Origin of the sequence: Ochrobactrum sp. P6BSIII (assembly GCF_014138065.1) — a bacterium.
Lineage (GTDB): Bacteria > Pseudomonadota > Alphaproteobacteria > Rhizobiales > Rhizobiaceae > Brucella.
In genome coordinates, this window is sequence record NZ_JACGXB010000013.1 from 88,647 (window position 1) to 112,117 (window position 23,471).

Consider the following 23,471-nt stretch of genomic DNA (forward strand, 5'->3'; position numbering starts at 1 on the left):
AACATTTTCGTGACTGGAACTTTTCACCACTGTCACCCATTTCAGATGCATGGGAACGACGAATTGATACGTCGCTCCGTTTTATTAGGAGATTGAAATAATGAAGAAGCTTGTTCTTGCCGCTGCTGCCCTTGCTTTGAGTGCTGGTGCCGCTTTCGCTGAAAACCCACGCGTTGGTGAACCTGAAAATCTCTATGCAAACGACCGTACCCCGGTTGCATCGCAATCCGTTGACTACACGGCGCCTGCAGCGATCAGCACTCCGGTTTACCGCGATGGCTCGGCCAATCGTTTTGGCGATGCCAATCAGGGCTAATGGCCTTCTGCATAGCATGCCATCCCGAAGGTGTTGTCGGATCGGGTCTTGAAGATCTGCCGGATGCCGGAGGGGAAAGCCGCAAAGGCTTATTAAGTTCAACCTCGAAGTCCCTGATGCCTGAAAAAGGCTTGAACGGCCAGATGCCGCGGAAGGGGACAGGATGCAAAGGAATACGAAAATGAAAAAGTTCGCTCTTGCTGCCCTTGCAGTCGCTCTTAGTGCCGGTGCTGCCTATGCTGAAAATCCTTATGTGGGCATGCCTGAATCTCAGGTCGCTCAGGAAAAGGCTTTCCAGCAACCCAATTCCGGCCCGATCTTCAGCACGAAGGGCAATGTCGATTACACCGCAACTGCGACCATTCGTCAGTCGACCCCGGTTTATCAGGATGGTTCGGCCCATCGCTTCGGCGATGCCTCGCCTTCCAGCTTTGAGAACTAAGAGTTCGATAGCATAGAATCTCCCCGGAGGATGGCTGCGAAGTCTCCCCGGACGCATGCCCGGACCAGAGGCTTCGTGCCATCCGAAGGGAGCGATTGATCCCAGGATCGATCGCATCAAGCGGTCCATAAATGAAAAAGGCGAAGCTCGTGCTTCGCCTTTTTGTTGTCTGTCAGCGTTGCAAGGCGTCAGTCGCGGAGCAATTCGTTGATCGAGGTCTTCGAGCGGGTCTTTTCATCGACGCGCTTGACGATCACGGCGCAATAGAGGCTCGGGCCCCAGTTTTCGCCGGGTACGTTCTTGCCGGGCATGGTGCCTGCAACGACGACCGAGTAGGGCGGAACTTCGCCATAGAACACTTCGCCGGTGGCGCGGTCGACGATCTTGGTCGACTTGCCGATGAACACGCCCATGCCAAGCACCGAACCTTCACGCACGATGCAGCCTTCGACGACTTCCGAACGCGCGCCGATGAAGCAATTATCTTCGATGATGGTCGGACCGGCCTGCATCGGTTCCAGAACGCCGCCAATACCGACGCCGCCGGACAAATGCACATGCTTGCCGATCTGTGCGCAGGAGCCGACGGTGGCCCAGGTGTCAACCATGGTGCCTTCATCGACATAAGCGCCGAGATTGACGAAAGACGGCATCAGGATAGCATTTGGTGCGATATAAGCCGAATGGCGCACGACGCAGTTCGGCACGGCGCGGAAACCGGCCTTTTCGAACTCATTGGCAGTCCAGCCGTCGAACTTGGACGGCACCTTGTCCCACCAGGAGGACTGGCCGGGGCCGCCCTTGATGACTTCCATCGGGTTGAGACGGAAGGAGAGCAACACGGCTTTCTTCAGCCATTGATTGACTTGCCAGTTGCCGTCCGCCTGTTTTTCTGCGACACGGGCCTCGCCGCGATCGAGCAGGATAAGCGACTGTTCAACGGCATCGCGGATCTCGCCGCGGGTTGCCGTATTGACACCGTCGCGCTCGTCAAAAGCCTTGTCGATGGTCTTTTCAAGGGAGGCGAGGTCTGGCTTGGTCATGGGGTGCAGTCTCCGTGAATGGGCAGCGGATGGCAGACCGGGCGCTTGGTCCGGCCGATTGTCATGAAAGTGATTAAGCGAAGGCGCCAAATGGGTCAATGTAGATCGCGGCGCAATTGCATTCTCTTGGCCCATTCTCGAACAATGTCCGACATGTTTGAGACAGATTAAGCATTTAGCGCCAGAATAGAATTGGTAACAGGTTGTAAGGAGCAGGTGAGAAGCATGAACCCGATGGAGAAGTCCGGCTGGACGCCGTTCCCGAATTCCGAGGAAGCGATCAAGCAGGCGAAAACCGTACCGCAAACGCCCCAGACGGAAGCGCCTGCCTATCGCCTTGCCTTTACGGATGACGATTTTCTGACGCGTCGCGACCTGCGCCCTGTGCGCCTGCAACTCGAACTTCTCAAGCCCGAGCTGATCCTTGCTGACCGCGGTATTAAATCGACGGTGGTGATGTTTGGTGGTGCGCGCATTCCGGAGCCGGGCGGCGAGGCATGGGCGGCCAAGAACGAGGTTCAGAAAAAGAACCTCGAAGCCAATTCACATTATTACGAGGAAGCGCGCAAATTTGCCCGCCTGTGCTCGGAATATTCCGCCACGACCTATTATCGCGAATTCATCGTGGTGACGGGCGGTGGTCCGGGCGTGATGGAAGCGGGCAATCGTGGTGCGGCGGATGTCGGTGCGCCAACCATTGGCCTCAACATCGTGCTGCCGCACGAGCAGGCGCCGAACCCCTATGTGACGCCGGAGCTCTGCTTCAACTTCCATTATTTCGCGATCCGCAAGATGCACTTCCTGATGCGCGCCAAGGCGATCTGCGTGTTTCCGGGCGGCTTCGGCACGATGGACGAACTGTTTGAAGCAATGACGCTGATCCAGACCAACCGTATGGAACGCATGCCGCTGATCCTGTTTGGCAAGGAATTCTGGACCAAGGCGATCAATATCGAGTTTCTGGCCGAGCAGGGCACAATTTCGCCTGCCGATATCGAGCTTCTGAACTTCGTCGAAACAGCGGATGAAGCCTGGGATCAGATCAAGGATTTTTACAAGCTCTGAAATATGGCTTCTGCAGTGATCGCAGAGCATTCTTGTTGCAAATTGTGGCATGACAAATCAGGAGAGCGATTTTTCTCCTGAGGTGGCTATGTCATAAATCAACCTTAAACGAGGCCTGTCAGTGTCATCCCTATTTTTATGGGGGCGCTTTTATTTGGCCATATTTCAGGAATGTGCAATTTAAACAATATATTTATATGGCGAAGTTTCTTTAATTATCAGCATAAGTTATTTTATTATAAATACATAATGTTTATTTTTTAAATATTCGGTATTTTTTTGATAGAGCTAAAGCAATGTTTAGGGCTGATTGCGCCCTGTGAAATTTACGAAATGTCGAGCAGTCTGGTTTGTGATTGAACTCGTTTTCATTTCGCATGTTCACAACGTATTCCGCATCTTTGCGCTGGCCTTATGGTTGCGCTGAGAAGGGGTGTCCGTTTGAAAATTTTACCCTTTGCTTTGTCCGGCAATGTTTTTTTTGGCCGAACAGGGACAAGCTAACTATGCGATTTATTTTAAAGGTTTTTTTATGAATACGGTTTTGAGAAGAGCCGCATGGATCTTATTGGGTACTTCTGCGTTGGTGGGCAGTGCCCACACGGCGATGGCGCAGCTTATGCCGAACTCTACCGGTGCGTTGCAAGCCTATTCTAGTCCTACCGAGCTTCCAGGCGATGATGGACTATACCCTTTTTCTCCAACATTGGACCATACCATTTCCAGTGACGGGACAGTAATTGTCGGAGCAAATGGGTTTTGGAGATACGATTCGGCTACAGAAACTGTTCCAACGGTTCCCGCTAACGTCGATTTCTATCGTATTGCGGCTGTATCTGGTGATGGAACCACGATTGTCGGGAAAATGAGCTATGCTGATGAAGGCATTCGGTCTCATGCCGTTATATGGCATACAGGAGAGACAGGTTGGCTGCGCCTTCCTGATGATGTTGGAAAAAACTCCCAAGCATGTGCTGTTTCTGAAGATGGTTCCGTTATTGTTGGGGACGCACAAGGTGAAGATGGAAATTCTCATGCTGTGGTGTGGAATGACGAAAAGATAAAAGAACTTGGGCGTGAGATTCCAGGTAATTCAACTGCCACCGCTGTTTCTGCTGATGGCTCAACAATTGTTGGTACGGTGGGCTCGATTCCATCAGGTATGCAAATTGCCGTGGCTTGGTTTGATGGAGGGACCACGACCGAACTTGATAACTTGCGAGGTAACTATTCTGCCGCTCACGACGTTTCTGAAAATGGGTCTGTGATCGTTGGGGAGTCTGCGTTGCCTAATGGCCATTACCATGCTGTGGCATGGTTCGACAAAACGGGTAGGATAACAGATCTTGGAACTCTGATTGATGGTGCACAATCGACCGCTAACGCGGTCTCTGCTGATGGGACAGTGATTGTTGGCGCGGCCGGTACAGCGGATAGCAGACACGCTGTTGAGTGGCGCAACAGAGAAAAGCGCCCAACTGATCTGAATACTCTTGGTGGTAAAACATCTGAAGCCCATGGTGTTTCTGGCAATGGATCCGTGATTGTTGGCGGGGCAACTAATAAAGATGAAGACATGCATGCTGCAGCATGGATTGATGGGGCTACGGTTCCAGTCGATCTGGGTGCTTTGGGTGAGAATAACTCGTTCGCCCAAGGTGTTTCTGCCGACGGTTCGGTAATTATCGGTCAAGTGGGAGGTACTTATATTGAAGGGGGCATGACCGGGGGGAGGCCCGTCCTCTGGAAGGTTTTACCGCCACCACCGCCGTCACCGCCACCACCACCGCCTATTGTGGTTATCGATGTAATCAACACGATGGATACAGTTGCCATGCTCGCACACGACACCTTCTCTGTCATGGAATCGCAGCGTGCGACGCTCGGCCGTCTGCAAACGTCCTGCGATGTCTGGAAAGCGGGCGAGAGCTGCTATTCGATCTCAACCGATATCGGCAAGGCGGGCAATTCCAAGGATATGCTCGGCTGGATGACGCTCGGTCATGCCTTTACCGATAATTTCTCGGCGGTGGTCTTTATGCCCGCTGGCGAGATCAGACTGCTAATGGCAGCTGGTACGTGCAGGGTTCTGCTGCGATCAACCGCTATGATGTCAAGCGGACGCGACGGGTTCTGGGTTATACAGAGCCAGGCACGGGTGACAGCACCATCAATGGTTGGGGCGTACAGCTGGAAGCGGGCCAATCCTTCGATCTCGCTAATCAGTCAACTGTCGGCTATTACGGCGGCATTCGTTATGACGATCTGAAGATGGACGGTTATACGGAAACCAATGCCTATTTCCCGTTCACCTATTCGGATGTGAAATCGCAGCGCACAACCGCCTATCTCGGCGCCAATTACGGCATGGCGCTGACCGACAAGGTGCGCTGGTCTGTCAATGCGGAGATCGAGCAGGACCTTTCGCATAAGGATCCAAGCGTCACCGCGAGTGCCGATTATATCGGTTCCTATAAATTCGACTCGGATGCGGCACACACCCGCGGCAGCCTGTCGACCACGGTTTCCTATGCGTTCAGCGATGCCGTCAGCATTGGCGTGACGCCTTACGTGAACCGCACGGTCAACAAGGATACCGGTTTTGGCGCTATGATCGGTCTTTCCGGCAAGTTCTAGGGCTTTGTCACGAAAGGCGAATGGCTTGGGATAGACACTGGTGCGCCAATGCCGATGACCGTTCGGCATAGGTGTTCTGGTCGGCAGGAGCCGTTCTCATCAGAATAGACGGGCGGGAGAGGGCAACCTCTTCCGCTCGTGTTTTACGGTATGCATCCAAAGCGATGTGGGCAGCTTTGGGAGAGGGGCTCGAGAGAGCAGATGTTTGGGCGCAGCTTCGGTTCGGCGGATCAATAATGCCCTTTGAAATAGATTACCTTTATATGCATGCGTTATTTAAAAGTAATTATAAATATAAATAATGTGTTCTAATATGGAACAATTGATGTTGCCGTAGTTGAAATTGAATATATGATAATTTCACATGTTTGTGTGAGGGTATCATGTATTCGTTTTATTTATATAAAAAATATATTCCATATTTTCTTACATTGCTAATTAAGGGGTCGCTATGAAAGCGATTCTTAAGAGTATTCCTGGGTTTCTGTTCGGGATGGCGGCTGCTTTTTGTCATGCCTATGCCGCCGATGTGGAACAGTCCGGTCCGCCTCTGGATTTCGGTGCACTTGCCGGTGACGCCATCGCGACGGCCGTGTCAGCTGACGGGTCCGTCATAGCGGGGAAGGCCTATACGGCCGGCGGCGGATTATCGGCAGTTTTCTGGACCGGAGGAAACGCTACGCCGACAGTTCTGTCGGTGTCGGGCGGCGGCAGCGCCTTGGTCAATGCCGTGTCGGCGGATGGCATATTCATCGTCGGTCAGGCGACAATTGGTACCCAGCAGCATGCCGTGTCATGGGCGAGTGGCGCGACGCTGGCGACCGATCTTGGCACGCTGGGTGGGAGTTTTTCGGACGCCGTTGCCTTGTCCGCCGATGGCAGTGTGATTGTCGGTAACTCCACCACATCCGGTGGCAAGAACCGAGCGGTGAAGTGGACGGATGGTGCTACGTCGCCCACCGATCTTGGGACACTCAACGGTAACACGTCTTATGCCAAGGCAGTTTCTGCCGATGGAACCGTGATTGTCGGTTACGCGGAATCTGGGTCCAACGCCAATCACGCGGTTTCCTGGACGAATGGCACGCTGACACCGGTGGATCTGGGCACACTTGGCGGCTCAAATTCCGCAGCTAATGTCGTATCTGCCAATGGGCGTGTTATTGCGGGACAGTCGGAAACCAGCGGTGGCGAAATCCATGCCGCATCGTGGATCGACGGCGCATCATCGCCGGTCGATCTTGGCACGCTTGGCGGATTCTATTCCGATGTTTTCTCGCTGTCGGCGGACGGCTCCGTTCTCGCTGGCATATCTTATACGGAGCTTGGCGAAACCCACGCCGTCTCGTGGAGGGCCGGCGCAACGACGCCGACCGATCTCGGCACACTTGGCGGTTATTATTCCGACGTCGCATCCATCTCCGCCGATGGTTCCATCATTGCAGGCTCGTCGTCGGGAACAGACGGCAATCTGCACGCAGTTTACTGGGCGAATGGCGCAACCGTGCCCTCTGATCTTGGAACGCTTGGCGGCATGTCGTCGACGGCCATGGCCATGTCGGCAGATGGCACTGTCATTGTGGGAACCTCGACGCTGTCATCCGGCGCTTCGCACGCCGCAGTCTGGAAGCTGTTGATTTCGTCTCCGCCAGTTTCGACACCGCAACCTGCTCCAGATCCTGACCCGGGACAGACGGAGACGCCGCCAGTTGTCGAAACTCCTGCACCGGAGCCCGGTTCTGGCGGAACAGAGCAGCAGACATCCGAGTCTGAAGCAGGGGCGGGCGCTCAATCGGGATCGTCGTCCGGTGAGGAATCTTCGCAATCTTCGGCAGCGGGCGAAGGCTCGGCATCGTCGGTTGCCGAAACGCCCACAACAGAGACTGGTACGGGGGGAACCGAACAGCAGGCAGCCGGGTCTGAAACGGGCTCTGGCGCTCAATCAGAATCGTCTTCCGGTGCGCAATCTTCTGAAACAACGCAAACAGGCGCCGGATCGACACAGTCTGTAAAATCGGTCGGTGTCGATGTGACTAATACGGCGAAGACTGTCGCGGCTTTGGCTGGAGACACATTCTCGGCGATGGAATCGCAGCGTGGAACATTGGGGCGTTTGCAGCGCTCGTGTGATGTCGCGAAGGCGGGTGAGAGCTGCTACTCGCTTTCGACGGATGTTGGGCACGCGGGCGGGAGAACCGATGCGCTTGGCTGGATTTCCATGGCGCACGCTTTCACTGATAATTTTCTGGCAGGCATCACCGTCGCGCATTCCTTCTGGCGTGACATGCCGGAAAGTTTCGATCGGGATAATGACAATATTGGCGGCGGTTTCTATGCCCGCTGGCGCGCGCCGACGGCAACGGGTCACTGGTATCTGCAAGGTTCGGTCGCTGCCAATCGCTACGATATCGAGCGGACGCGACAGGTGCTGAATTATACCGAGGCGGGCACGGGCGAGAGCACAATTAGGGGCTGGGGTGCATCGCTGGAAGCAGGGCGGTCGCACGATCTCTCCAACAATGCTGTCTTCGGCACTTATGCGGGGCTGCGCTACAGCGATCTGAAAATGGATGGTTACACGGAAACCAACGCTTATTTCCCGTTCACCTATTCGGATGTGAAGTCGCGGCGCTTGGGCGTCTATCTCGGGGCAAATTATGCCATGCCGTTGAGCGACCGGGTGCGCTGGCTGATCAATGCGGAGATCGAACAGGATATTTTGCATGATGATCCGAGCGTAACGGCGAGCGCCGATTATATCGGCGCGCTCAGCTTCGATGCAGATGCAGCGCATACACGGGGCAGCCTTTCGACCACCTTGTCTTATGCATTCAGCGAGGTCTTGAGTATTGGCGTCACGCCTTATCTGGCGCGCACCGTGAACAGGGATATGGCTTATGGTGCGGGCATCGACGTCACGGGCAAGTTTTGACCGAGCGTTGGAGACTTATGCTTCTGCCTTTTCAGGAGTAAGCGATTGGGCGTCTTCCTCGCTCTCATAGGGGCGAGGACGATGAACCAGCGTGACCAGCACAACGGAAATGATCATCAGGAGATACCATGAGCCGAGCTTGCCGAGTGAAACCGGCACCCAGCCATTATGCTGGTTGGGATAGAGCCAGGCCTTCGACCATGTGCCGATATTTTCTGCAAACCAGATGAAGAACGAGGTCAGCAGGAAGGCGACGAGCAGGGGCATTTTGTGCCGAAAGCGGAACACGCGATAATGCATGCTGGTCCGCCAGAACAAGGCGAATGTCAGTGCAAACAGCGGCCAGCGAATGTCCCAGATGAAATGATGGGCGAAGAAATTGACGTAGATCGCAGCTGCCAGCACCAATGTTGTCCAGAGCGGCGGATAATGGTTCAGCCGGATATCGAAGATGCGGTTGATGCGTGCCATATAGGAGCCGACTGCCGCATACATGAAGCCTGAAAACAGCGGCACGCCGCCGATCCGGAAGAAGTTTTCTTCCGGATACACCCATGAACCGGCATGGGTCTTGAACACTTCCATGGCCGTGCCGACGACATGGAAAATCAGAATGACCTTGGCTTCTTCCCATGCCTCCAGCTTGAACACCAGCATGGCAAGCTGGATAGCCAGCGCGGAAAGGAAGAGAAAATCATAGCGGGTGACGACACCGCCAAGACCGCTTTCCGGCCAAAACCAGCGGGTGAGGATGATGAGGCCGAGCATGGCGCCGCCAAACAGGCAGGCCCATGCCTGTTTCAGGCCGAAGACCAGAAATTCAATCAGTCCGTCGGTCAGGCGGTTCCGCGGCAGCCGGTCGAGGATACGGTGGGCCGCCGCATCGATAGATTGTTCGAGGCCGGTAAAATGCCTATCTGCCTGCAATGATCTGTTCCAGAAACTGGGTCAGATTATCCGTCACATAGTCCACCTGATCGGTAAATTCCGGATCGCTTTCCCAGATTTCAGAGAAGGTCGGCTCGAAATTATTCGGCACCACCAGAACGGTTTTCATGCCGAGCGCCTTGGGCACGACGAGGTTGCGCGCCAGATCCTCGAACATCACCGCCTTGCTGGCATCGACGCCGAAAGCGCCGAGAAAACGGTCATAGGTGACACGTTCCGGCTTTGGCATCAGCCCGGCAGCGACGATGTCGAAAATATCGTCGAAATTATCCAGAATACCGAGCTGACGAGCCGCACGTTCGGCGTGACCGCGATCGCCATTGGTGAAGATGAAGCGGCGGCCCGGCAGCGACTTGATCGCTTCGCCAAGCGCCGGATCGGGCTTCAGCCAGCTATAGTCAATATCGTGCACCTTTTGCAGAAAGTCGTCCGGATCGATCTGGTGGCATTCCATCAGGCCTTTCAGCGTGGTGCCATAGTCGAGATAGAACTGCTTCTGGATGCGCCGGGCTTCCTCACGCGGCAATTGCAGCAGGTTTTCGACGTAGCTCGTCATCTTCACGTCGATCTGCGAAAACAGATTGGCGGCGTGGGGATAAAGCGTGTTGTCGAGATCGAACACCCAGTCGGTGACGTGCTCAAAAGCTGGAGTGAAGGCCGAAGCGTTGGAACTATTGGTCATGGGTCTTTATGGCACGATCAGCGTGCCGGCACCATGTTCGGTGAAGAGTTCCAGCAGGACGGAATGCGGCGTCTTGCCATTGAGAATGACAACGCCTTCCACGCCACGGCGGATTGCCTCAATGCAGGTTTCGACCTTGGGGATCATGCCGCCGGAAATCGTGCCGTCCTTGATGAGCGCCTGCGCATCGGCAACGGAGAGTTCCTTGATCAGCTTCTTGTCCTTGTCCAGCACGCCCGGAACGTCGGTCAGGAACAGAAGGCGGGTTGCGGCAAGCGCGCCTGCGATGGCGCCCGCAAATGTGTCGGCATTGATGTTGTAGGTGTGGCCGTCGCGGCCCGGAGCGACCGGTGCGATGACCGGGATCATCTCGGAACGCGCCAGAAGATCGAGCAGGGTGCGGTCTACTTCCGCCGGTTCGCCGACGAAGCCGAGATCGAGCACTTTCTCGATGTTGGAATCGGGGTCGATGACGGTCTTGTGCGCCTTCTGCGCGAAGACCATGTTGCCGTCCTTGCCGCACAGGCCAATGGCCCATTCGCCTTCGGCATTGATGAGGGCGACGATTTCCTTGTTGATGGAACCGGCCAGAACCATTTCCACCACTTCGACGGTCTTTTCGTCGGTGACGCGCAATCCGCCTTCAAAACGGGATTCGATGCCGAGCTTGGTCAGCATGGCCTGGATCTGCGGTCCGCCGCCATGCACGACAATCGGGTTGATGCCGGACTGCTTCAAAAGCGCGATATCGCGGGCGAAAGCCTTGCCCAGCTCCGGATTGCCCATGGCGTGGCCGCCATATTTCACGACGACGTGCTTGTTCTCGTAGCGCTGCATATAGGGCAGGGCGGCGGAGAGGAGTTGCGCTTGCTTTTCGGAATTTTCAAGGGTCGTCATCGCGGGCTCCATGGCTGGCGACAGGGCAGAAGAGGCAGGCTTTTCTAGACCGGTTTTGATTCAAATGGAATCCGCGAAAACGGTCTCGCGACTTATTTTTCACGAATAGTTGGCTGGACACTGCTTCGCATCCTCACGCCAATGTTCTATGTAAATCGTGATTTTATAGTTTCACTGCATGATGAAGAAAGTTGTTTCAATGCGTCGGTTGATTTTGACCGCTCTGGTTTCGCTCTTTGCCCTCAATGCTGCTCAAAGCACTGCTGCTGCGGCAGCCTCCACACAAACCGTGATCTTTGTCCGCCATGGCGAAAAGCCGGAAGCAGGATTGGGGCAGCTGAGCTGTCGCGGCCTGAACCGTTCGCTGAAACTGCCCGCGGTCATCGCAAAACAGTTCGGCAAGCCCGCGGCGATTTTCGCGCCCAATCCGTCCGAGGAGAAGGACGACAAGGGCGAAACCTATGCCTATGTGCGTCCGCTTGCGACGGTCGAACCGACTGCAATTTCGCTCGGCCTGCCGGTCGATACGCGTTTTGGCTTCGAAGATATCGACAAGCTGGAAGAAGCGCTGGAAGCACCTGCCTATCGCAATGCGACCGTTCTGGTTGGCTGGGAGCACAAGCAGATCGTCAAGCTGGTGCGCGACATCGTCAAGGAGAACGGTGGCGACAAGCATGACGTGCCCAAATGGTCAGGCGACGATTTCGACAGCATCTATGTGCTGCGCATTACCCGCGACGGTGAAAAGACCAGCGTGCAGTTCGAGCGCCGCAATCAGGGGCTGAACAATCTGCCGGAAACCTGTCCTCTTTGAGGACAGGTCAGGCTGAAATCAGGATTCTTTGATCACCAGAGCAATAGCGGCGCGCAAATCGTCGAGGCCGAGGCCTTTTTCCGACGAGGTGGCGATAATGCCGGGGAAGCAGGCTGCGCGGCGGAAGGTGAGCTTGTGTGTATCCGCCATCAAGCGCGGCACGCCCGCCGGTTTGATCTTGTCGATCTTGGTCAGCACGATCTGGTAGGACACGGCTGCCTTGTCGAGAAGGTCGAGCACTTCGGCGTCGTTCTTCTTGATGCCGTGGCGGGCGTCGATCAGCACATAGACGCGCTTCAGCGTGGTGCGTCCGCGCAGATAGTCGAAAACAAGCCGCGTCCAGGCATCGACATGGGCCTTGGGTGCTTCGGCGAAGCCATAGCCGGGCATGTCCACGAGGGCCAGCGGCGGCAGGTCGCCGTTTTCGCCGGAATAACCGTCCGGCACGAAATAGTTCAGTTCCTGCGTGCGGCCCGGCGTATTGGAGGTGCGCGCAAGGCCCTTCTTGTTGACCAGAGCATTGATCAGCGATGACTTGCCGACATTGGAGCGTCCGGCAAAGGCGATTTCCACCGGGCCTTCCGGTGGCAGGAACTGCATCGACGGCACGCCGCGGATAAAGATCCACGACTTTTTGAACAGCGCACGGCCTTGCTCGACCAGTGCCGCCTGCGCCGCGCGGGTCGCATCTGCCGCCGCCTGAGCCGCATTGATTGCCGCCTGCTTCTTATCCTGCTCGCTCAATGTTTTTATCCTGGTCGCTTTATTCTGTAGAACACACGCATCAATGGTATGGGCCGCATTGTCAACATGACGGCATAAAAAACCCCGCCTAAGCGGGGTTCTTTCAGTTCTATTTCTTCGCCTCATTGGGCTTTCGTTTGAACATGCCCTTAAGGTTATCGAAGAGCTCGATCTTGACGCCCTGACGCTTCATGATGATGCCCTGCTGGGTGATCGAGAGCAGGTTGTTCCATGCCCAGTAGATCACCAGACCAGCCGGGAACGAAGCCAGCATGAAGGTGAAGATGATCGGCATCCAGGTGAAGATCGCAGCCTGCGTCGGATCCGGCGGGGTCGGGTTCATGCGCATCTGCAGGAACATGGTGATACCCATCAGGAGCGGCCAGACGCCAATCATCAGGAAGTGTGGCACGGCGAAAGGCAGAAGACCGAACAGGTTGAAGAGCGAGGTTGGATCGGGCGCTGCAAGATCCTGAATCCAGCCAAAGAACGGCGCGTGGCGCATTTCGATGGTGACGTAGAGAACCTTATACAGGGCAAAGAACACCGGAATCTGCACCAGCACCGGCCAGCAGCCCGCGAGCGGATTGATCTTCTCTTCCTTGTACAGCTGCATCATGGCCTGCTGCTGCTTCATCTTGTCATCCGCGTATTTTTCGCGGATTTCCGTCATCTTCGGCTGAACCAGCTTCATGCGCGCCATCGACTTGTACGACTTGTTGGCGAGCGGGAAGAACAGGCCCTTGAGCAGAACGGTGACAACCAGGATGGCGACGCCGAAATTGCCGGAGAACTTGTAGATCCAGTCGATGAGGTAGAACATCGGCTTGGTGATGAAGTAGAACCAGCCCCAGTCGATCAGCAGTTCGAACTGCTTGATGCCGAGCTGCTTTTCATAAGCCTGAATTTGGGTAACAACCTTTGCACCGGCAAAGACGTGGTTCTTCAGCGTCTGCGACTGGCCAGCCTCAATGGTCATCGGCGCACCGAGGAAATCGGTCTGGTAGCGCGGGCGATCATTGGTGAAGTGCGAGAAGCGGCCGGTGAACTTTTCGTCCTGCGGCGGTACGAGCGTTGCGGCCCAGTACTTGTCGGTGATGCCGAGCCAGCCGCCATTGACGTCCTTGAACGAGATGTCCTTGTCGTCTTCGACCTTGGAATACTTGATTTCCTGCAGGCCGTCCTGACCCATGACGCCGATCAGGCCTTCATGCAGAACATAGGTGGCGCTGGCATGTTCCGGCTGGTTGAAGCGGGTCACGCGGCCATAGGATGCCAGCGAAATCGGCGCACCGGTATTGTTGGTGATCGTGTCGTCAACGGCGAACATATAGGCGTCGTCAACCGAGATGACGCGCTTGAAGGTGATGTTCTTCTCGTTGGTATAGGTCAGCGTGACCGGCGTGGTCTGGGTCAGCTTGTCGTTGCCTTCCACGGACCAGACGGTGTTCGGACCCGGAACCGGGCCGGTCGTGTCATTGCCGGTGAAGCCAAGTTCAACGAAATAGCCCTGCTTCAGCGCGGAAGGCGCGAGCAGTTCGATATTCGGAGAATTGTCGTCGACCGTCTCGTGATAGTTCTTGAGGAAGAGGTCATCAAGACGCGCGCCGGTCAGATTGATCGAACCGCGCAGCGAAGGCGTGTCGATCTGAACACGCTGCGTCTGGGCGATTGCGGCTTCGCGGCTCAGCGCGCCGCCTGCGGCTGCCACATCACCATGGCCGGGAATTGTGCCTGAGGCAGCTGGCGCCTGTGGCGTATCGCCCGCGCTGTTGCCTGCCTGGCTGCTCTGGGCTGCCTGCTGGGCCTGCCGCTGTTGCTCCTCAATGCGTGCCTGCTCCCGCTGGGCTTCCGTTTTCGGACCCAGATAAAACACTTGCCACAGCGTCAGTATGAGGATGGACAGGGCAATGGTGATGAAGAAATTGCGTTTATTTTCCATTGACGGGTCCTGATTCCGGTCTTTCCGTTCGGCGTTTCCCTTCGCCCTTCCGCTCAGCCCTGGCCGTAATACGGCGGGTGAGTTCCTCGGTCAGTCGCGAAAAGGGCGCAGTGAGAGCTTGCTCGCGCGCTACGATCACATAGTCGGTCGAAGGCGCCATGTCACGTCCTGCGTGACAACGTACCGCTTCTCTCAGCCTGCGGCGGATGCGATTTCGTATCACGGCGTTGCCGTTCTTCTTGGTGACGGTGAAGCCGGCGCGGGGCTTTTCGCCAATTTTGGCCACTGCCGATTCCTCTTCCGTCCGCTCGCGAACTTCGAGAAGAAACAGCGGACCACGCCGCTTTTCACCGTTCCTTAAAGCCAAAAACTCCGCTCTCTTGCGAAGGCGGAGTATTTGTTTCGGCTTTTTCATGTTTCTGATCACCGCGCTGCTGCGCGGGAAAAGATTAAGCGGAAAGCCGCTTACGGCCGCGCGAACGGCGAGCGGCGAGAACCTTGCGGCCGCCGGTGGTAGCCATGCGTGCACGGAAACCGTGACGACGCTTGCGGACGATCTTGGATGGCTGATAAGTGCGCTTCATTTTTTTAATACCGCGGTGTGCGGCCCTTCTTAATTCTGTTTTTCAGTTGAGCATGATCTGGCCCGAAGCCGGTTTCCCTTTTCCGGGATCATGCTCTCATGAACAGGAGCTGGTTCTTTTCCCTTGCGGCGGACAGCGCAAACCATCCGTTAACCCGCGCGGGCGAACGTGACGCGGCTTATAGGGGGAGGGGCCTCAAGAGTCAATCCGCAGATGCGATCAAAGCTGCGCTTCGATGGCTGCTTTGTCGATAATCGACCAGACTGCTTTTATAAGGCCATTCTCGAAGGTGTAAAAGACGTTTTCCGTAAACCGGATTCTGCGGCCGTTGACCGGCAGGCCGAACAAGGCGCCAACGGGCGTGCAGTCGAAAGCCAGACGCGCGGCGATCGTTGGCGGTTCACTGACGAGCAGTTCTATATTGAATTGGAGGTCGGGGATCGCCTTGAAATCCTGCTCCAGCATGGCGCGATAGCCAGCCAGTCCGAAAGGCCTGTCATTATGCGAGACCGTCTGATGGACAAAGCGCCCGAGATTATCCCAATCCCGTCGGTTCAGGCAGGCGATATAATCCCGGTAAATGTCGGCAAGCGGCTTCTCCATAGTCGTTCCTCCTGTTTTCGAAATTAAGCGATCACGCATGGCAATGCCATTGCCAAACTGCGCATAGACTTCCATAAGAGAGCGCACATTTTTTCAATGCGGAGCACGTTCCGCAGCAGCATTCAGAGGAGTTCACCATGAGCATCCGTCGCATCGGAGTTGGTCCGCGCATGAGCCAGGCCGTGGTTCACGGCAATACTGTTTACCTCGCCGGTCAGGTGGGTCTGCCGGGCGCCAGCGTGACCGACCAGACCAAGGCCGTTCTGGCTGAAGTGGATCGCCTGCTCAAGGAAACCGGTTCGGACAAGACCAAGATCCTTCAGGCGATCATCTGGATGGCCGACATGAAGGATTTCGCCGAAATGAACGCTGTGTGGGACGCATGGGTCCATCCGGAGCACACCCCAGCCCGCGCAACCGGTGAAGCAGCGCTTGCAACGCCGGACTACAAGGTCGAGATCATCATCACCGCTGCGATCTGATCCCAGCGCGACTGCATGAAAAGGGCCCCGCTTTTGCGGGGCTTTTTTATTCGCGGATGCGTTGCGAAAAGCCGTCGCGTCCGCCTGCCTGTGCTTTTGCATCGATGGATGCGCGCTGGCGTACTTCTTCCAGCGAGCCGCCATTCTCGATCCAGTGGTTGTCGTAAAGATAGCCGGGCAGATAGCCCGACAGCAAAATACGATAGTCGAAGGGGAATGTCGGATCGAGCAGGCGCGCCATGTCGAAGATCATGGTCGTGCAGTTGGTGGTCAGCGTGTTGTAGAACTCTGCCTTGGCGGCCAGCTGGTTGCCACGCTCGACATAGGACAGGAACAATTGTCTGGCCGGTCCGGGCGGCAATCTGACCTGATAGCGATAGACGTCTTCCTTGCGGACATTGGTGCGCAGATAAATGATGTCGCGCTCCTCGGCGGCGATCATCGCCAGCTCGAATTCCCGAAAAAAGCCGCCAATGGAGGAGAAGACTTCATGATGCTCGCGGCGGATCTCGCCGGAGAAGACCACATGGCGACCGTCCGCAAAGCCGAACGAAAGCAGCGTGTGTGCGATGGCCGGGCTCGACCAGTAGGACAGATAGATATCCACCGACGTGATCTTGCTGAGGTCGTAGGTTTCGTCTTTCCAGTTTTCGGTAAAGTCTTCGGTCGTGCGCCATTCGAAGTCGCGGACATTGAACAAGGTAACCATGTCGCCATCCACCTTGCCGGTGACGATGCGTGCAACATCGGGCGCCCACATGCGGTCGAGGGAAGGGCGGATGGTCGTCCACCAGCCGAGAATGAGGAGCGCGAGGAAGCAGAAGAACAATCGTTTGCGCCAGCAGGAGAATTGCCGTTCCCCGGCAATGATCCAAAGCGTGATGAGCAACCACACTGCGATGATCGCTTGTCGGACTGCGCTGCCGAACGGCAATTGATACCACATCGCAAAACTCGCCCAGATCGCAAAGATAAGAGCGGCAACTACAAAGATAAACTTGACTGCAATGCGAACGGGCGCCGATTTTAAAATAGACGTCATGTGCCTCAGTGCTCGCCGGTTGCGGTAATCATTGCGGAATCTGCGGCGATACTGACATGATTTGCGGCACTATGTCAGTGCCTATCCAGAAAATGGAGAAATTTATCTCAATAGACTGGAATCTTTAAAAACCAGCCCTTCTATAAGATGTTACTTCTTTAGAGCGACAGCCTCTCCGCGCGGACGCGGCGCGGTGGTCTTGCGGCTACGCCTGTAGGGACGCACCATACGCCACAGAAGCAGCGCTGCGACAATGGCGGCGTAGATGATCGGCTCCGCGGGCCAGCTTTTGACCGACATGATGAAATGGATCGCACCGCCTGCGATGGCGACATAGACCAGTCTGTGCAGGCTGGTCCAGCGGCGTCCGAGCCGCCGGATCGACCAGTTGTTTGATGTCAGCGCCAGCGGCACCAGCAAAGCGAGGCTGACCATGCCGATGGTGATGAAGGGGCGGCGGAGAATATCGGCGAGAATAACCGGGAAATTCAGCGCCTGATCGAGCACCATATAGGTCGCGAAATGCATGAGCGCATAATAGAAGGCGAGAAGACCGAGCGCCCGGCGATAGCGCAGCAGGCTGATGCCGGTCAGATCGCGGATCGGCGTCACGAGCAGGGTCAGGATCAGGAAGCGCAGCGTCCAGAGACCAAGCGTATGTTCGAATGTCTTGACCGGATCAGCGCCAAGACCGCCAGTCGCGCCGAGATAGAAAGTCCAGACCGCCGGAACGAACCCGGCTGCATAGAGCAGCCAGACCTTCCAGCCATCGGATTTGCGGCCCGCCGGTTTTTTCATGCGCGTTTCGCTTGTCGCTGCCCTCTCAGCCGTCATGTCAATAATTCGCCTTCAGGTCCATGCCGGCATAAAGCGATGCGACTTCGTCCGCATAGCCGTTGAAGGGCAAGGTCGGGCGGCGGCTTGAGGCGAAGAAACTGTCTTCGCCGATGCGCCGTTCGCTTGCCTGGCTCCAGCGCGGATGGTCGACCGCCGGATTAACATTGGCATAGAAGCCATATTCATTGGCAGCTTGCTGCTGCCAGGACGTGGGCGGCTGCTTCTCGACAAAACTGATGCGGGTAATGGCCTTGATGCCCTTGAAACCATATTTCCACGGCACAACAAGGCGGATTGGCGCGCCATTGGCGTTGGGGAGCGTCTCGCCATAAAGCCCGACCGCCAGAATTGTCAGCGGATGCCTGGCTTCGTCCAGCCGCAGCCCTTCGACATAGGGCCAGTCCAGCACCTGAAACAGCCCCTTCTGACCCGGCATTTCCTCCGGGCGCACGACACCGGTGAAGGCGATATATTTGGCGGAACCGAGCGGCTCGACCTGTGATAGCAGGCTTGCAAGCGGAAAGCCGATCCACGGGATCACCATCGACCATGCCTCGACGCAGCGCATACGGTAGATGCGTTCCTCAAGCGGCATTTTGGCGATCAGGTCGCGCATGTCGAATTCTTTTGGCTGCTTCACCAGCCCGTCGACGGTCAGCTTCCAGGGCAGCGGCTTGTAGTCGGCGGAATTGGCGGAAGGATCGCTCTTGTCGGTGCCGAACTCGTAAAAATTATTGTAGGTGGTGACGTCTTCCTTCGGCGTCAGCTTTTCATCCACCTTGTAGGCAGAGGCGGCCGCCTTGAGCGGATCTGCAAATGCCGAGGATGCAAAGCCCCCGACGGTGCCTATTGTGGCAAGCGCGCCGAGACCTGCCATGAACTGGCGGCGATGCAGATAGATGTTTTTCGGTGTCACCGCATCATGCGTGAGACGGGCATGCGAAAGACGACCGGGTTTGAAGCTGCTCATGTCCGTTATCCATCCTCTTGGAATAATACCCCATTTTGACGCTGAAAGCGTCAGAAACATGGTGTTTTCACCACTAGTTCGTGGCTCACGCATTGTTGATGGTTTTCCCGACTTGTAACAGAATTGTAACACGTCGAAATTTTTCGTTATTCTGCCATATTCTCGCTCAATCTCTGCTGTTAAGGGAGTTGCATTCGCCGCGAAGGCAGGCACGTTATGGGCTTTCTGCGAGTGCCACTTTCAAACCTTCGTTAACGTCTCGTTGGCTATGTTGAGATCATGGTAAAGAAGATGTTTATTGCCGCTTTGGCGGCTGCGCTTATGGTATCGACCGGCTCGGCTTTTGCTGAGGGGCAGCCTGTGGCTGTCTCCACGAAAGGTCAGGGCAAGGCACTGAGCGGCATTGCCGCTTCGATGAAAGAAGAAGAAGGCGCCCCGAAGCTCGGTGAAGGCGTCACCATGCGCGAGAAGAAGATGGATACGGAAATCACGCCGGAACAGAATTTTTCCCGCAGCAAGCAGTTCATTCACCGCTTCTATACGCCGGAAAAGGCGTCCAACGAGCTGGTAATCCTGCTGCACGGTTCGGGTGGTAATGAAACCAGCCTCATTCCGCTGGCATCCAAGATCTGGCCGCGCGCGACGCTGCTCGGCATTCGCGGTCGCGTCATGCAGGACGGTGGCACGCGCTGGTACAAGCGCATCACGCCGGTCAAGTTCGACCAGAAAGATATCAAGCTCGAAGCCAATGCTTTCGTGACGTTCCTGACGCGCCTTGCCGAAGACAAGGACCTCGACCTCACCCATGCGACCTTCGTAGGCTATTCGAACGGCGCCAATCTTCTGGCGGCAACCATGATGCTACATCCCGATCTGGTGAAACGCGCCGTGCTGATGCGCTCGATGCCGGTGCTGGACAATGCGCCGGTCGCCAATCTGAGCAAAACGCGCGTACTGACGATCACGGGTGAGGAAGACAAGCTCTATTCGCCGTTTGCGCCTGCGCTCTCCGCGCTTCTGCGCTCCAGCGGCGCACGCGTCGATGCGCGCACGATTGATGCCGATCACATGCTTGGTGACAAGGATGCCGCTGCAATCAGCCAGTGGGTCGCCTCGCTTGGACCGGACGGTGCGCCTGCGGTTTCGATGAAGAGACCCTGAGTTTTAGGGCAGTAGGGGAATAAGGGAATAGGGGAGTATGTTGGGCTAGAAGCGCCTGACACTCTCTTAAAACCTATTCCCCTACTGCCTTACTCCCTTATTCCCCTAATCCCTTAACGAAACGATGCCACAATCCCCCGCTTCCGAACCGAAGGCGAGGCGGTGGCCCTGATCGTCCCAGCCCATGCTGGAGACGGCGCCCTTGCCGGGGCGGCGCAGCAGAACTTCCTTCTGATCAGCAAAACGAACCAGCATGATCATGCCGTCATTATAACCAATGGCGACGATGTCCTCGACGGGATGGCAGGCAACCGCCGTCACCATGCTGTCGCCACGCAGGCCAAGCTCAAGCGGGGCCTTGCCCATCGGGCCGTCCTTGCCTGCAAAAGGCCAGACAATGGCCGCAGGCGCACCGGACGTTGCAAGCCACTTGGCCTTCACGCTCCATGACCAGTCCTTCACCTTTGCCGGATAGCCGGTCATGCGCATGTGTTTGGTGTCTTCGAGACGCCAGCCATGCAAGGCATTTTCCTGCATCGAGGTGATGAGAAAGCGGCCATCGGGCGAGAAAATGACGCCGATATGCGCACCTTTCCATTCCAGTTCGGCAGGCTTGGCTGCCGTGCCAGTCCAGATCAGTGTTGCGCCGTTGTAACGGGCAATCGCAAGCCGCTGGCCCTTTGGCGCAAAGGCAATGCCTTCAACACTGCGTTCCTGCGGGAATTCCTGCACCTTGCCGTCAGAGCTGCGCACCCAGGCCGAACGGCCCGATGCAAAGCCGACCGTGCCGCCGGGACCGGCAGCAACCGCCGTCATCCACTTGCGCGGAACTTTTGCAAGTTCGGTCACCGTGCCACTGGCATCGGTGCGGCAGACGCGACCGTCTTCGCCGCCGGTGATGAGTGATTTGCCGTCAATGGAAATCGCAGCGCTCAACAGCCCGTCATGGGCCGTTGAACTCTGGCTGCCGTTATCGAGCCGGTGGATCGTCCCATCGGCCATGGCAAAAAATGGAACGCCGCCGATGAAGCGTGCATGGAGGCAATGACCTTCGAGGTCAAGCGGGGCAACTGTAGGCATCAGTGTCCAGTATTTCTTATTTAACTTGGCAGTTTTCGAAACCGGCTTTCAATTCAGCCGGGTCGAGTTCGCGTCCGATGAAGACAAGGCGGCTTTCCCGCTTTTCTTCCGGCTTCCATGCGCGCTGGTGATCGCCTTCGATGATCATGTGAACGCCCTGAACCACATAGCGGTCCGGATCGTCCTTGAAAGCGATGATGCCCTTGAGGCGCAGAATATTCGGCCCTTGGGTCTGGGTGATGTTCTGAATCCACGGGAAGAATTTCGCCGGATCGATGTCACCGGCCCGCAGCGAAACGGACTTCACGGTTACATCATGGATCGGCGAGGCGTGGTCATGATGGTGATGATCGTGATCACAGTCCGGGCCGCAGACATGATCGTGGTCATGGTGATGATGGTCATGGTCGTGATCATGCGCATGGTGATCGTGCCCGTGATGCTCATGCCCATGATGATCATGATGGTGGTGGTCATGCCCGTGATCGTGGTCGCAATCCGGTCCGCAGACATGATCCGGATGATCATGGTCGAGGAAATGCGGGTCGTTTTCCAGCACGCGCTTCAGGTCGAAAGCGCCACGGTCGAGCACGCGCTCAAGCGGGATCGAAGCGCGCTCGGTGCGGTGAATCACGGCATGTGGATTGATAGCGCGCACGGTGGCTTCGATGGTGGCCAGTTCCTGCGGCGTCACCAGATCGGTCTTGTTGATCAGCACCACATCGGCAAAGGCGATCTGGTCTTCGGCTTCGCGGCTGTCCTTGAGGCGCAGCGGCAGATGCTTGGCGTCGACCAGCGCGACAACAGCGTCGAGGCCGGTCTTGGCGCGCACGTCGTCATCCATGAAGAAGGTTTGAGCGACCGGAACCGGATCGGCAAGGCCGGTGGTTTCCACGACGATGGCGTCGAAACGGCCCGGGCGGCGCATCAGACCTTCAACCACGCGGATCAGGTCGCCACGCACGGTGCAGCAGATGCAGCCATTGTTCATTTCGTAGATTTCTTCATCCGACTCGACGATCAGGTCGTTGTCGATGCCGATCTCGCCGAATTCATTGACGATGACGGCATAACGCTTGCCGTGATTCTCGGTCAGAATGCGGTTGAGAAGGGTGGTCTTGCCCGAGCCCAGATAGCCGGTCAGAACGGTAACGGGAATGCGGCCAGCTTCAGTGGTCGCCTCTGCTGTGGTTTGGGCTTCAGCCTGGCTCATGGTCTTGCCTCTTGAAGTTACGGCCCCGGATCGGTCGGCGCACAAAGGCGCATAACGGGGCTTCAGATCGGACAATTCATATAAGGGAACGACGACAGTAATACCATATGCAACGCTATATTATTACATCTGCCGCATCACATTCCCGCCATTGATGAACCGCTGGTCGGATTGACCGGAAATGCCCGGTTTCCCGCTTCAGGATTTGAACCGCGCCAGATCGAAGCGGTCGACATCGCGCAGCAGATCGACAAAGCCCGACACGGCATTGGCGATCAGCTTTTCGCCTGCTTCTGCTGTCGCCGCAGCGGCATTGCCTGCAACGCCGTCGGTATTCAGGTCGTGCATTTTCCAACCGAACGCATGCGGGCCATAAGCGCGCAGATATTTGAACTCTTCGGCAAAGCCGGACTGCGCATTGCCGAAATTGCGTGCTTTCGACATATCCACGAGGTCGGGCCGCAGCGCGAGCATCACCGAGGTTTCGATAAAGCCGCCATGGATGTCGAGCGCCTTCTCTTCCGGGGTGATCAGTCCTTCAGGAAGGCCGAAGCGCGTCCAGCTGGTTGCGACCGCGAGCATGCCGAGGCGGACGCGCAATTCGGTCGCAACGATGGTCATCAAAGGCGAGTTGCCGCCATGGGCGTTGAGCATGACCAGCTTGCGGATGCCGCCCGCATGCAGGTTTTCGCCGATGCCGATCCACTGGTTGACCGCTTCGGAAAAGGCAAGGCTCTGGGTGCCTTCGGTATCCATATGCTCGATCGAATAGCCGACAGGCTGCACCGGCAGGAAGTTGACGTTCAGACCAGCCGGTATCGCCTCGCCGACCCGCGCGACAATACCTTCCGCGATGATCGTATCCGTCTCGAATGGCAGGTGAGGGCCATGCTGTTCGTGTGCGCCAAGGGGCAGGACGACAATCATATCGCTGTTCTGATCGCGCAGTTCCGTCATGTTTTCCTCACTTTATTAATCGGGCCCTGAACCTAAACCCGGGGAGCCGGAGGGGCAAGCCGAGCGGCGACAAGACTGGC

At 56.4% G+C, this 23,471-nt stretch carries 23 protein-coding genes and 1 pseudogene; 9 read left to right on the forward strand and 15 right to left on the reverse strand.

From position 1 onward, the window contains the following. The first annotated feature begins 100 nt into the window (after window positions 1-100). On the forward strand, window positions 101-316 hold the full coding sequence (locus tag FHW00_RS18070; RefSeq protein WP_078339920.1) for a hypothetical protein: 216 nt from the start codon (window positions 101-103) through the stop codon (window positions 314-316). A gap of 181 nt (window positions 317-497) precedes the next feature. Then, window positions 498-758 (forward strand): hypothetical protein, encoded by a 261-nt coding sequence (locus FHW00_RS18075; protein ID WP_078339921.1) that lies wholly within the window; start codon window positions 498-500, stop codon window positions 756-758. Window positions 759-946: 188 nt separating this feature from the next. Here the strand turns inward: FHW00_RS18075 and dapD are convergent, their stop codons facing one another. Beyond that, the gene (gene dapD / locus FHW00_RS18080; RefSeq protein ID WP_078339922.1) at window positions 947-1,801 is read right to left on the reverse strand and encodes a 2,3,4,5-tetrahydropyridine-2,6-dicarboxylate N-succinyltransferase; all 855 of its coding nucleotides are present in this window, start codon (window positions 1,799-1,801) and stop codon (window positions 947-949) included. 225 nt (window positions 1,802-2,026) lie between these two features. Here dapD and FHW00_RS18085 point away from each other — a divergent pair, with 225 nt between their 5' ends. The 4 genes and pseudogenes from FHW00_RS18085 to FHW00_RS18100 all read left to right on the forward strand — a co-directional run bounded on the left by FHW00_RS18085 (window position 2,027) and on the right by FHW00_RS18100 (window position 8,435). After that, the gene (locus FHW00_RS18085; protein ID WP_113534782.1) at window positions 2,027-2,866 is read left to right on the forward strand and encodes an LOG family protein; all 840 of its coding nucleotides are present in this window, start codon (window positions 2,027-2,029) and stop codon (window positions 2,864-2,866) included. Between the two features lie 865 nt (window positions 2,867-3,731). Continuing rightward, window positions 3,732-4,490: pseudogene (locus FHW00_RS24590) on the forward strand (hypothetical protein); the annotation flags it as partial. A gap of 455 nt (window positions 4,491-4,945) precedes the next feature. Beyond that, a complete protein-coding gene (locus FHW00_RS18095) occupies window positions 4,946-5,503 on the forward strand; it encodes an autotransporter outer membrane beta-barrel domain-containing protein (protein WP_078339924.1) in 558 nt (185 codons plus the stop codon). A 451-nt stretch (window positions 5,504-5,954) separates the two neighbouring features. Beyond that, window positions 5,955-8,435 carry an autotransporter domain-containing protein gene (locus FHW00_RS18100; RefSeq protein WP_078339925.1) on the forward strand — a complete coding sequence of 827 codons (2,481 nt, stop codon included), beginning with the start codon at window positions 5,955-5,957 and terminating at the stop codon, window positions 8,433-8,435. A 15-nt stretch (window positions 8,436-8,450) separates the two neighbouring features. Here the strand turns inward: FHW00_RS18100 and FHW00_RS18105 are convergent, their stop codons facing one another. From FHW00_RS18105 to argB, 3 genes are read right to left on the reverse strand one after another with little or no spacing between them, the layout of a single operon-like run. Next, window positions 8,451-9,362 carry a DUF817 domain-containing protein gene (locus tag FHW00_RS18105; protein WP_078339926.1) on the reverse strand — a complete coding sequence of 304 codons (912 nt, stop codon included), beginning with the start codon at window positions 9,360-9,362 and terminating at the stop codon, window positions 8,451-8,453. Further along, window positions 9,349-10,065 (reverse strand): pyrimidine 5'-nucleotidase, encoded by a 717-nt coding sequence (locus FHW00_RS18110; protein WP_078339927.1) that lies wholly within the window; start codon window positions 10,063-10,065, stop codon window positions 9,349-9,351. The genes FHW00_RS18105 and FHW00_RS18110 overlap by 14 nt, the downstream gene beginning before the upstream one ends. 6 nt (window positions 10,066-10,071) lie before the next feature. Continuing rightward, window positions 10,072-10,962, reverse strand: a complete 891-nt coding sequence (gene argB / locus FHW00_RS18115; protein WP_078339928.1) for an acetylglutamate kinase — start codon at window positions 10,960-10,962, stop codon at window positions 10,072-10,074. Window positions 10,963-11,161: 199 nt separating this feature from the next. On the opposite strand from argB, the gene FHW00_RS18120 reads away from it, so the two are divergent. Continuing rightward, window positions 11,162-11,776 carry a hypothetical protein gene (locus tag FHW00_RS18120; RefSeq protein ID WP_078339929.1) on the forward strand — a complete coding sequence of 205 codons (615 nt, stop codon included), beginning with the start codon at window positions 11,162-11,164 and terminating at the stop codon, window positions 11,774-11,776. Window positions 11,777-11,794: 18 nt separating this feature from the next. Here FHW00_RS18120 and yihA read toward each other — a convergent pair whose 3' ends face one another. The 5 genes from yihA to FHW00_RS18145 form a co-directional block, all read right to left on the reverse strand. Beyond that, a complete protein-coding gene (yihA, locus tag FHW00_RS18125; protein WP_078339930.1) occupies window positions 11,795-12,520 on the reverse strand; it encodes a ribosome biogenesis GTP-binding protein YihA/YsxC in 726 nt (241 codons plus the stop codon). Window positions 12,521-12,629: 109 nt separating this feature from the next. Beyond that, window positions 12,630-14,462, reverse strand: a complete 1,833-nt coding sequence (gene yidC / locus FHW00_RS18130; RefSeq protein ID WP_078339931.1) for a membrane protein insertase YidC — start codon at window positions 14,460-14,462, stop codon at window positions 12,630-12,632. After that, complete coding sequence (gene rnpA / locus FHW00_RS18135; RefSeq protein WP_078339932.1) at window positions 14,452-14,877, reverse strand: ribonuclease P protein component; 426 nt, start codon at window positions 14,875-14,877, stop codon at window positions 14,452-14,454. Before rnpA ends, yidC begins: the two co-directional genes overlap by 11 nt. A 34-nt stretch (window positions 14,878-14,911) precedes the next feature. After that, on the reverse strand, window positions 14,912-15,046 hold the full coding sequence (gene rpmH, locus FHW00_RS18140) for a 50S ribosomal protein L34 (protein WP_006467565.1): 135 nt from the start codon (window positions 15,044-15,046) through the stop codon (window positions 14,912-14,914). Window positions 15,047-15,265: 219 nt separating this feature from the next. Beyond that, on the reverse strand, window positions 15,266-15,649 hold the full coding sequence (locus FHW00_RS18145) for an ester cyclase (RefSeq protein WP_078339966.1): 384 nt from the start codon (window positions 15,647-15,649) through the stop codon (window positions 15,266-15,268). Between the two features lie 137 nt (window positions 15,650-15,786). Between FHW00_RS18145 and FHW00_RS18150 the strand changes: the two genes are divergently transcribed. Then, the gene (locus FHW00_RS18150; RefSeq protein ID WP_078339933.1) at window positions 15,787-16,131 is read left to right on the forward strand and encodes a RidA family protein; all 345 of its coding nucleotides are present in this window, start codon (window positions 15,787-15,789) and stop codon (window positions 16,129-16,131) included. A 46-nt stretch (window positions 16,132-16,177) separates the two neighbouring features. On the opposite strand, the gene FHW00_RS18155 is transcribed toward FHW00_RS18150, so the two are convergent. The 3 genes from FHW00_RS18155 to msrP form a co-directional block, all read right to left on the reverse strand. Continuing rightward, window positions 16,178-17,173, reverse strand: coding sequence for an Lnb N-terminal periplasmic domain-containing protein (locus FHW00_RS18155; RefSeq protein ID WP_078339934.1), 996 nt, complete (start codon window positions 17,171-17,173; stop codon window positions 16,178-16,180). Window positions 17,174-17,323: 150 nt separating this feature from the next. Continuing rightward, window positions 17,324-17,971, reverse strand: a complete 648-nt coding sequence (gene msrQ / locus FHW00_RS18160) for a protein-methionine-sulfoxide reductase heme-binding subunit MsrQ (RefSeq protein ID WP_113534810.1) — start codon at window positions 17,969-17,971, stop codon at window positions 17,324-17,326. 37 nt (window positions 17,972-18,008) lie between these two features. Beyond that, on the reverse strand, window positions 18,009-18,980 hold the full coding sequence (gene msrP / locus FHW00_RS18165) for a protein-methionine-sulfoxide reductase catalytic subunit MsrP (protein WP_078339936.1): 972 nt from the start codon (window positions 18,978-18,980) through the stop codon (window positions 18,009-18,011). Between the two features lie 279 nt (window positions 18,981-19,259). On the opposite strand from msrP, the gene FHW00_RS18170 reads away from it, so the two are divergent. Continuing rightward, the gene (locus tag FHW00_RS18170; RefSeq protein ID WP_078339937.1) at window positions 19,260-20,141 is read left to right on the forward strand and encodes an alpha/beta hydrolase; all 882 of its coding nucleotides are present in this window, start codon (window positions 19,260-19,262) and stop codon (window positions 20,139-20,141) included. A 105-nt stretch (window positions 20,142-20,246) separates the two neighbouring features. Here the strand turns inward: FHW00_RS18170 and FHW00_RS18175 are convergent, their stop codons facing one another. The 3 genes from FHW00_RS18175 to FHW00_RS18185 form a co-directional block, all read right to left on the reverse strand. Then, the gene (locus FHW00_RS18175; RefSeq protein WP_078339938.1) at window positions 20,247-21,221 is read right to left on the reverse strand and encodes a WD40 repeat domain-containing protein; all 975 of its coding nucleotides are present in this window, start codon (window positions 21,219-21,221) and stop codon (window positions 20,247-20,249) included. A gap of 16 nt (window positions 21,222-21,237) precedes the next feature. After that, on the reverse strand, window positions 21,238-22,434 hold the full coding sequence (locus FHW00_RS18180) for a CobW family GTP-binding protein (RefSeq protein ID WP_078339939.1): 1,197 nt from the start codon (window positions 22,432-22,434) through the stop codon (window positions 21,238-21,240). A gap of 198 nt (window positions 22,435-22,632) precedes the next feature. Then, window positions 22,633-23,391, reverse strand: coding sequence for a creatininase family protein (locus FHW00_RS18185; protein WP_078339940.1), 759 nt, complete (start codon window positions 23,389-23,391; stop codon window positions 22,633-22,635). Window positions 23,392-23,471 lie beyond the last annotated feature (80 nt).